Annotated in this window: 6 protein-coding genes; 2 read left to right on the top strand and 4 right to left on the bottom strand. The window is 74.0% G+C overall.

Annotated elements, in window-relative coordinates; all coding sequences use genetic code 11:
* The first annotated feature begins 56 nt into the window (after positions 1-56).
* Both PV341_RS24480 and PV341_RS24485 read left to right on the top strand, forming a co-directional pair.
* Positions 57-4601: a S8 family serine peptidase gene (locus PV341_RS24480; protein WP_500358976.1), complete on the top strand. Its 4545-nt coding sequence runs from the start codon at positions 57-59 to the stop codon at positions 4599-4601.
* Positions 4602-4784: 183 nt separating this feature from the next.
* On the top strand, positions 4785-5054 hold the full coding sequence (locus PV341_RS24485) for a hypothetical protein (RefSeq protein ID WP_500323540.1): 270 nt from the start codon (positions 4785-4787) through the stop codon (positions 5052-5054).
* 99 nt (positions 5055-5153) lie between these two features.
* Here PV341_RS24485 and PV341_RS24490 read toward each other — a convergent pair whose 3' ends face one another.
* The 4 genes from PV341_RS24490 to PV341_RS24505 form a co-directional block, all read right to left on the bottom strand.
* Positions 5154-6176 carry a cytochrome d ubiquinol oxidase subunit II gene (locus PV341_RS24490; protein ID WP_500323538.1) on the bottom strand — a complete coding sequence of 341 codons (1023 nt, stop codon included), beginning with the start codon at positions 6174-6176 and terminating at the stop codon, positions 5154-5156.
* Positions 6176-7606 (bottom strand): cytochrome ubiquinol oxidase subunit I, encoded by a 1431-nt coding sequence (locus tag PV341_RS24495; protein ID WP_500323536.1) that lies wholly within the window; start codon positions 7604-7606, stop codon positions 6176-6178. Before PV341_RS24495 ends, PV341_RS24490 begins: the two co-directional genes overlap by 1 nt.
* A 206-nt stretch (positions 7607-7812) precedes the next feature.
* Entirely contained in the window at positions 7813-8841 is a 1029-nt protein-coding gene (locus tag PV341_RS24500) for a LacI family DNA-binding transcriptional regulator (RefSeq protein WP_500323534.1), read from the bottom strand.
* A gap of 50 nt (positions 8842-8891) precedes the next feature.
* A complete protein-coding gene (locus tag PV341_RS24505) occupies positions 8892-9734 on the bottom strand; it encodes an ATP-binding cassette domain-containing protein (protein WP_500323709.1) in 843 nt (280 codons plus the stop codon).
* Between the last annotated feature and the right edge of the window lie 21 nt (positions 9735-9755).

The following is a 9755-nucleotide window of genomic DNA, read 5'->3' on the forward strand; positions in this document are numbered from 1 at the left end:
CGAACGGCGTTCCATCCGGCCGGGCTGTCCGGCCACCCCCTGATGAAGGAGCTTTGGTGGCACCACCTGCCCATCCGCCTGCGCGCCGGTCGGCGATACCGCGGTCACTCGCGGCCCTCGTCGCCGGCGTCAGCCTGACGGTCCTCACCGCGGCCGCCCCGGCACCGGCCGTCGCGGCCCCGGTCCCCACGCCACCCGCCGTCCCGGCGCCGTTCGCCGCGCACGACCCGGGAAACGGCGAACCGCCGTCCGCCGGGCGGTACATCGTCACCCTGCGCGAGCCGGCCGCGGCGACGTACACCGGCGGCGTGGCCGGCAAAGCCCGCACGGCCCCCCGCGAGGGCGAAGGCCTGAAGGCCGGCTCCGCCCCCGTCCGCGCCTACCGCACCTACCTGCGCGAGCGTCAGGACGACGCGGCCAAGACGGTCGGCGCCCGCGTGATCTCCTCGTACTCCGCCGCGCTCAACGGCTTCACGGCCGAGCTCCAGCCGCGGCAGGTCGAGGCGTTGCGCGCCGACCCCACGGTGGTGTCGGTCGTCAAGGACGACCTGCGCAAGCCGCTGGCCGCCGTCAACTCGACGGACTACCTGGGCCTCAGCGGGAAGAGCGGGGTGTGGGCCGCCAACGGCGGCGTCGCAGGTGCCGGCAAGGGCGTGGTCGTCGGTGTCGTCGACACCGGCATCGCCCCGGAGAACCCCTCGTTCGCCGGTGCGCCGCTCGGTACCGCGCCCGGTCAGGAGCCGTACCTGGACGGCTCCGTGGTCACCTTCCGCAAGGCGGACGGCGGGACCTTCACCGGCACCTGCACCGCGGGCGTCCAGTTCACCGCCGCGGACTGCTCCACCAAGCTGGTGTCCGCGCGCTACTTCGTCGACAACTTCGGCGCCACCCACATCGGCGGCCCCTCGGTCGGCGAGTACCTGTCGCCGCGGGACGGCGAGGCGCACGGTTCGCACACCGCCAGCACGGCGGCGGGTGCCAACGGCGTCGCCGCCGACCTCGGCGGCGTGCCGATGGGCCCGGTCTCCGGTGTCGCGCCGGCCGCCAAGGTGGCGGCGTACAAGGCCTGCTGGAGCGGCCCCGACGCGAAGGACACCACGGACGACGGCTGCGCCACCGGTGACCTGCTGGCCGCGATCGACGCGGCCGTCGCCGACAACGTCGACGTGATCAACTACTCCATCGGCTCGGCCGGCGGCGCCCTCACCACCGACTCGGTCGTGGACGAGGCGTTCCGCAACGCCGCTGCGAGCGGCATCTTCGTCGCCACCGCCGGCGGCAACTCCGGCCCCGGCGACAGCACCGTCGACAACGCCTCGCCGTGGATCACCACCGCGGCGGCGAGCACCATGCCGACCCGCGAGGCCACGGTGGAGCTCGGCGACGGCCAGAACGTGCTCGGCGCGTCCGTCTCGCTCCCGGCGGACGGCCGCAAGGTGACCGGCCCGCTGGTCGCCGCCTCGGGCGCCGGGACCGCGATCTCCGTCCGGCCGCAGCTGTGCGGTCCCGACAGCCTGGACGGCGCCAAGGTCAAGGGCGCGATCGTGCTGTGCGAGCGCGGCACGTACGACCGGGCGGCCAAGTCGGCCGAGGTGAAGCGTGCGGGCGGCATCGGGATGGTCCTGGTGAACCCCTCGCCGGACTCGACGGACCTCGACACCCACGCCGTCCCGACGATCGCCGTCGACGCGGACGGCTACGACGCGCTGGTCTCGTACGCCGCCACCGACGCGCCCACGGCGACCCTGGTGGACGGCAACCCGCACCGGCTGGCGTCGGCGGCGGTCCCGCAGATCGCCGGGTTCTCCTCGCGCGGCCCGGTCCAGGCCGACGGCGGCGACCTGATCAAGCCCGACCTGGCGGCACCGGGTGTGGCCGTCCTCGCCGACGGCGCCAACGCCGCCGGTGGGCGGCCGAGCTTCACCTTCATGTCGGGCACCTCGATGGCGTCCCCGCACGTGGCCGGTCTCGGCGCGCTCTACCTCGGCCTGCACCCGCAGGCGACCCCGGCCGAGATCAAGTCCGCGCTGATGACCACCACCCGGCCCACCGTGACGGGCGCGGGGGATGCGTCGGAGGACGTCTTCGCCCAGGGCAACGGCCAGGTGGACGCGACCCGTTACCTGCACCCCGGGCTGCTGTACCTGAACGGTCCCGACGACTGGGCGCGGTACGTCGCCGCCGTCAAGGGCGACCGCACGGCGCCCGCGCCGTCCGACCTCAACCTGGCGTCGATCGGCGTCGGTTCGCTGGCGGGCCGGCAGACCGTGACCCGCACCGTGACGTCGACGGGGGCCGGCACCTTCACCGCCGACCCCGTGCGGATCCCGGGCGTGGACACCGTCGTCGAGCCGCGGTCCCTGACCTTCACCGGGGCGGGGCAGTCCAGGACGTTCAAGGTGACGTTCACCCGGACCACCGCGCCGCTGGGCGAGTACGCCACGGGGTACCTCACCTGGCGCGCCGGTGAGCAGAGCGTGCGCAGCGCGCTCGCCGTACGACCGGTGACCCTGGTGGCGCCCACGGCGGTCGCCGCTTCGGGCGGCACCGGCCGGACCACCGTGACCCTCAAGGGCGGCGAGGACCGCGACGTGCCGCTGGACCTCACCGGGCTCTCCCGCGGCCTGCGGGTCCAGGACTCGGGAACGGTCGGCGGACCCGCGCGGACCCACGTCGTGGAGGTGCCGGCCGGGACGGAGCACGCCCGCTTCGCCCTCGACGCGGCCGACGACTCGGCCGACCTGGACCTGTCGGTGTACCGGCTCAACGAGTACGGCGACACGTCGCTGGTCGACCGGGCGGCCACCGAGTCCGCCGACGAACAGCTCGACCTGGAGGACCCCGAGCCCGGTCTGTACGAGGTCGAGGTGGACTTCTTCGCCGGGTCCGGACCGCTCGACTTCACGGTGACCAGCTTCGCCCTGGGCGACGAGGGCGCGGAGGGCTCGTTCACCGCGCAGCCCGCCACGGCGGCCCTGCACGCGGGCGGCACCACCCCGGTCACCCTGTCCTGGAAGGGCCTGCGGGCCGGAGCGGTGTACCTCGGCCGCGTCACGTACGGGGACACCGGACGGACCACGTACGTGACCGTCACCGGTGACCCGCGTACCGGCCCGCCCGGTGGTTCCCCCGGCGCCCGGCCCACGGTCGCCGTCAAGCCCGCCTACGCCGTGCCGGGCCAGTCCGCCGTCGTCGTGGCGAAGGACCTGACCCCGGCCGTCGACTTCCAGATCCGGGTGAAGGGCAGCGGCCGGGTCCTGGCGACCGGACGCACCACCGACGACGGCGGCGTGGGCCGTCTCGTCACCCTCCCGGCCGACATCGCCACCGGGAAGCAGACCCTGGAGGTCAGGTACGGCGGCCGGAGCGCGGGCGGCTCCTTCACCGTCGCCAAGCTGGTCCTGGGCGACGCCGAGCACTCCGACGCCCACGCCTTCGACGGCAACCCGCTGGCCGCGATGACCACGGCCGTCAAGGGCAAGGGCACGGTGCGCATCACCGTCCGCGGCGCCTCCGGCACCTACCTGGACCGGACGCTCGCCGTCGACGCGGGCGAACTGCCCTGGTACGCCTGGAAGTCCGACCCGGTCGAGACCAGGCCGGGGAAGCTCACCGCCACCCTCGCCGTGGTTGAAGGCCACGGCCGCACCGGGCAGACCAAGTCGGTGACCTGGACGCCCACCGCCGTCAAGGCGAGCACCGCGTCCATCACCGAGGACCGCGCCACGGCGCACACCGCGCAGGTGAGCTACACCAACAATTCGGAGGTGCCGGTCTTCCCGACGCTGCGCTACAAGCTGACCAACGGCGACATGGTCCTCGCCACGCTGCAGACCGATCCCGAGGACACGTTCACCCGCTCCTACGACACGACCGGGGTGGACCGCCTCGACCTCGTGCTCGACGGGACGACCGTGGCCACGTACCGGAACAAGGACCGTGCCGGGCGCACCGGCCGGCCCGCGATGGTGGAGCCGTTCTACGCGACCTTCCGGCGCGGCACCCCGGCGAAGCACCACGGCGGCCCCGCGCCGCTGAGGATGACGGTGACCAACCGTCCCGCGGCGTACAGCGGGGGATTCGCCCTGACCGTCGGCGAGGGCCCGGAGATCTACGCGGGCAGCTCGCTCCTCCTCGACGAGCGCATCCCCACCACGCGCAGCCCGCAGGAGGGGGCGCCGATCTCCCGGACCGTCACGGTGCCCGCCGGGCGGCCGCTGTGGGCCACCGCGTACTACGAGATCCAGGGCCCGATCTTCCAGGCCCTGGCGGTGCGGCGGATCCTCGTGCCGCCGGTGGACGGGGACGACCTCGAACCGGTGCACGGCTCCGGGTCCCGGTCGCCGTTCGTGGTCGACACCATGCCCCGGGAGGCGGCCGCCGGTTCCACGGCGTCGGTCACCGCGGCCGGCCTGTCGTCGCGTGAACGGTTCACCGTGCGGCTCGACGGCCGGGTCGTCGGCTCCGGCCGCGCGACGGCCGCGGGCTTCGCCCACGCGTTCGTCACGGTCCCGCACGGTCACGGACGGACGCTGACGGTACGGGTGACCGGAACCGGTGCGGGCCGTTCGGGCGAGACCGTGCTCGGCGTCTCCGGCTGACCGGTGGGCCCGGCCGGCGTGCCCTCCCCAGGGGGTACGCCGGCCGGGCCGCGGTCATCACCGGATGCGTTCCCGCCGACCGGATCACCGGTACGGCCATGCCCGGGGACACCGGAACACGGGGCGCGCGGTCCCGGCGAGCGGGAGCCGGCACCCCGACAGCGCCGCACCGCCCAGGCGCGGGTGGGCGCCGTCCGGAACAAGGGCGACCACGTCATCATGTGGGCCGGCACGTCCGGTGCCGTCACCCTGCCCGCGCCCCTGGACGCCCGCTCCACCGCCACCCACGCGCCGCGCGTCGGCCTCGGCACCTTCCTCTCCGGCAGCGTGCTGGCGCCGATGGGGCGTTCGGCCCGGGACTCGCCCCTCGGCGACGGCATGACGGCCGGAACCCGCGCCACGGTGCCCGCGGCCTCGGTCCGCTCGTCGGGGTCACGGAAGTGCCCGGTGTGACCCCGGCGAGACACGATCTCCCCGTCCGCGCGCGCCCGGGCCCGCCGGTGACCCGGCGCGCGATCGCCTCCCGTTCACGAGCACCGGGAGGACGTGCCCTCAGGCCCGCGGCTCGGCCGGTTCCCCTTCCGGTGGTCGCAGAGCGCCCCGGTTGGCGAGCCGGAAGAGGAGCGCGATGGAGGGGAAGATGAGGAGTCCGGCCACGACGGCGACGCCGATCGTCACCGCCAGCGTGGCCTGCGGGGCCGCGGCCTCGCCGATCTCCAGATGGGTGCCGAGGAGGTACGGGTACTGGGCGACGCCCCACCCGAGCACGACCAGGGCGACCGCGGCCGCGGCGAGCCCGCGCAGGAACCTCGTCCGCTCACGCCACACCATGACCATGGTCGCAACCCCGCAGAGCGCCGCCAGCAGCACCAGCGGCAGGGCGCCGTGGCTGAGGCGGCGGAACAGGTGCGGCGAGTCCTGCCGCAGGACGAAGACGCCGGCGATGCTGACGGCCCCGGTCAGCACGGCGGCGCACAGGGCCCTGCTGCGGAAGTGCCGCTGCAGGGTGTGGTCACGCTGCTGACGGGCCGCCACGTACAGGTAGGCGGCGGCGAGGTAGGCGCAGACGAGGACGGCCAGCACGCCGCCGAGCACCGAGGTGGGGTTCAGCCAGCTCGTGACGGCGTTCCCGTTGCCCGCCGAGGGCACGCGCCCGGAGGCGATGCCCCCGGCGATCGACCCGAAGCAGTACGGGGTCAGGACGGACGACGCGGCGAAGGCGACCCCGTACACCCGCTGCTCGGGGGTGCGCAGTGAGGCCTTGCGGAAGGCGAAGCCGGCGCCGCGCAGCACGATGCCCAGGACGGCGATGCCCAGCGGGACGTAGAGGGTCGTGGTGATGGCGGTGAACGCGGCCGGGAACCCCGACCAGAGGAAGACCAGGCAGTAGACGAGCCAGGTGTGGTTGGCCTCCCACACCGGGCCGACGGAGGTGTCGATCAGGTGCCTGGGGCGCCGGCCCCGCTCGGCCCCGCCCGCCGTCAGGTCCCAGAAACCGGCGCCGAAGTCCGCGCCGCCGAAGAGGCAGTACGCGATGACGCCGAGGAAGAGGAAGGCCGCGACGGCTTCCGGCATCACTCCTCCGTCCCGGCTCGCGCGCCGACGGGTTCCGGACCGCTGCGCGGACCGTAGGGGACGTCCACGCTGTCGTCGTCCCCGGCCTGCCAGCGCCGTTTCATCGACAGCAGCACCGTCACCGCGCCGGCGCCCACGGCCGCGTAGATGACGACGACCGACCCGAAGAACGGCCACAGGTTGCCCTGGGTGGTCACCGCGTCGCGGGTGAGGAGGTGGCCGACGACGGTCCACGGCTGGCGGCCCAACTCCGTGACCATCCATCCGGTCTCCAGGCAGGCCACGGCGGCGAGCCCGCTGACCGCGCAGCAGCGCAGGAACCACCGCTGCCGTTCAAGGGAGCGCCGCCGCCACCACAGCCAGAGGAACCACACGACGAGGGCCAGCAGGGCGAAGGACAGCCCGACCATGACGTCGAAGGCGAGGTGGACGGTGCTGACGATCCGGTCCGAGGGGCGTACGTCCGCGGGGATCGCTTCGAGCCCCTTGATCTCGGTGGACGGGTGGAATCCGGCCAGCAGGGAGGCCATGTCCGGTACGGGGAGCCCGTACCGGACCTCGCCGTCGACCAGTACCCCGCCGAGCGTCTCCGGGACGTGCGTGCCGGTCCGCGGCAGCAGCTCGACCGCGGCGAACTTGGCGGGCTCGGCCTGGTACACGTACCGGGCGATGGTGTCGCCCACCACGACCTGCAGGGGCAGCGCGACGGCGGCGGTGACGAAGCCGATGAGGAACCCGGTGCGGTGGTAGCGGGACGTACGGCCCCGCAGCATGCCCACCGCGTAGACGCTCGCCACCGCGAAACCGGCGACGATGTACGCGGCGAGCAGCATGTGGAGGAACTCCCACCGGAACGCCCCATTGAAGAAGACCTCCGCCGGCCGGACGGCCACGGTCTTCCCGTCGCGCATCGTGAAGCCGCCGGGCTGGTTCATCCAGCTGTTGGCCGCGATGACGGCGGCCGCGCCCCCGATGCTGGAGAGCGCCACCGGTACGCCCGTCCAGAAGTGCGCCCACGGCGACAGCCGGTCCCAGCCGTAGATGTAGAGGGACACGAAGATCGCCTCGAGGAAGAAGAACAGCCCCTCGATGGCGAACGGGAACCCGAAGGCCGGGCCGTACCCGCGCATCAGGCCCGGCCAGAGGATGCCGAGCTCGAAGGAGAGGACGGTGCCCGTGATCGCCCCCACGGCGAAGAGCACCGCGGCCACCTTCGACCAGCGCCGCGCCAGCAGTATGGCGTCGGCGTCCCCGCGGCGCAGACCGCGGTGGTTCGCGATGAGCATCAGCGTGGTGAGGGCGACACCGAACGGCACCAGGATGATGTGGAAGCCCAGGGTGAAGGCCATCTGCTGACGGGCCGGCAGCAACTGCGCCGGATCACCCGCCGACCCGAGGCCCTGCGCCAGCTCCTGCCAGGCCCCCGTCATCGCCCGCACCGCCGGTCAGCAGGGGGCTTCCGGCCTGGGCCCCCCGTGCACGCCACCGCCATCACATCGACCACGACCCTTTCGTGACAGGACGCTCACCCTAGGTCACGACGATCGGTATGGGCGGGAATGCGCACTGCGGGCGGGGGCCGATGACCCATTCGGTGGGCGCGGTCCGGCCGGTCCCCCGGCGCGGCGCCCGGCGGTCAGCGGGTACGGGCGGGCGGGGGCAGCTCCCCCGAGCCACGGGGGACGAGCCGGGTCTCGACCAGGAGGGTACGGGCCCGGGTGCGGTCGCCGTCGAGGCGTTCGAGGGCGGTGGAGCCCGCCAACTCGCCCATGGTGACCGGATTCTGGGCCACGACGGTGAGGGCGGGTTCGAGGATGGCGGCCATGGGGACGTCGTCGAAGGCGACCACCGCGACGTCCTTGCGCCCGCCGCGGGAGAGCTCGGTCATGACCCCGATCGTCATGACGTTGTTGCCCGACAGCAGCGCGGTCGGCGGGTCGGGCAGGGCGAGCAGCCGGGCCGTCGCCTCGGCGGCGCCGGCCGGGTCGTGCGCGTCGGCGACGAGGGCACGGTCGTGGGGCAGCCCCGCCTCGGCGAGCGCGGCGCGGTAGCCGGCGAGCCGCTCGCGACGGGTGTACAGCCGGGCCGGGAGGTCGCCGATGAACCCGATCCTGCGGTGCCCGCCGGCGATCAGGTGGGCGACGCCCTCCTGCGTCCCGGCCCGGTTGGAGCTGACCACGGTGTCGGCGGTCAGGCCGTTGCCGGGCCGGTCGAGGAAGACCACCGGCAGCCCGGCGGCCCGGTGGGACTTGAGGTGGGCGTGGTCGGCGCCCACCGCGGGCGCGACCATGAGCACGCTGACCCGGCGGGCCAGGAAGGTGCCGATCAGCGCGTGCTCCCGCTCCGGGTCGTCGTCCGACGAGCCCATCAGCAGCGTCAGTCCGTGCCCGTGCACGGCATCCTCGATGCCGCCGGCGACGGCGCCGAAGAACGGGTTGCCCAGGTCCGGCACCACCAGGCCCACGGTGGTGTCGGGGCCGCCCACCCGCATGCTCCTGGCCATGAGGTTGGGCTGGAAGCCGAGCTTCGCCACGGCTTCCAGCACCCGCCTCCTGGTCTCCGCGGAGCTGGGACCGTCCTCGTTCAGCACCCGGGAGACCGTCTTGGCACTGACACCCACCTCGCGGGCCACGTCGGCGAGGGTCGGTCTGCGGGTCGCTGTCATGGACCACCTTTTCTCCGGATGTCGGCCCCGCGGATGCCGGGGTCCGTCGGTCAGCTCCCCCCGACCCCTGCGGCCGAGGCTGCGTCACTGTCCGCCACGACCGTACCGCCGTCCGGTCGCACGCCGAGCGCGCCGGTCATGATGGCCACCACCTCGGCCATCGAGTAGTCCGACGGCTTGATGACGGCCTCCCGCCTGCCCAGCCGGTGGACGTGGACGCGGTCGGCGATCTCGAAGACGTGGGGCATGTTGTGGCTGATGAGGATCACCGGGATGCCCTTGTCCCGTACCCGGCGGATGAGGTCGAGGACCTGTCCGGACTCCTTGACGCCGAGGGCGGCGGTCGGCTCGTCCATCACCACGACGCTGCGCGCCCAGGCGGCCGCGCGCGCCACGGCGACGGCTTGGCGCTGGCCGCCCGAGAGCGTCTCCACCGGCTGCGTGATCGAGCCGACGCCGACCTTGAGCGCGGCCATGTGGTCGGCGGCCTGACGGCGCATCGCCTTCTTGTCCAGCAGGCGGAGCACCGAGCCGAGCACGCCGGGGCGGCGGATCTCGCGGCCCAGGAACATGTTGGACGCGATGTCCATGGACGCCGCGACGGCGAGGTCCTGGTACACCGTCTCGATGCCGTGCGCCCGCGCGTCCTGCGGCCCGGCGAACCTGATGGGCCTGCCGTGCAGCCGGATCTCGCCGGCGTCCGGGACGAGCGCGCCGGTGAGCGCCTTGATCAGGCTGGTCTTGCCGGCGCCGTTGTCGCCGATGACGGCCAGCACCTCGCCGGGCATGAGGTCGAAGTCCGCGTGGTCGATGGCGGTGACGTGCCCGTAGCGCTTGACCAGCCCGCGCGCGCTGAGCACGGGTTCGGGCCCGGTGGCGGGCGCCGGGGCCATTGGTGCGGGGGACGCCGGGTC

The organism is Streptomyces sp. PA03-1a (assembly GCF_033792805.1).
Classification (GTDB): Bacteria; Actinomycetota; Actinomycetes; order Streptomycetales; family Streptomycetaceae; genus Actinacidiphila.

What these genes read in the sequence shown, in the direction of transcription:
- PV341_RS24490 (WP_500323538.1), bottom strand. Translation starts at nt 6,176, where the DNA reads ATGCCGGAAGCCGTCGCGGCCTTCCTCTTCCTCGGCGTCATCGCGTAC.
- PV341_RS24495 (WP_500323536.1), bottom strand. Translation starts at nt 7,606, where the DNA reads ATGACGGGGGCCTGGCAGGAGCTGGCGCAGGGCCTCGGGTCGGCGGGT.
- PV341_RS24500 (WP_500323534.1), bottom strand. Translation starts at nt 8,841, where the DNA reads ATGACAGCGACCCGCAGACCGACCCTCGCCGACGTGGCCCGCGAGGTG.
- PV341_RS24505 (WP_500323709.1), bottom strand. Translation starts at nt 9,734, where the DNA reads ATGGCCCCGGCGCCCGCCACCGGGCCCGAACCCGTGCTCAGCGCGCGC.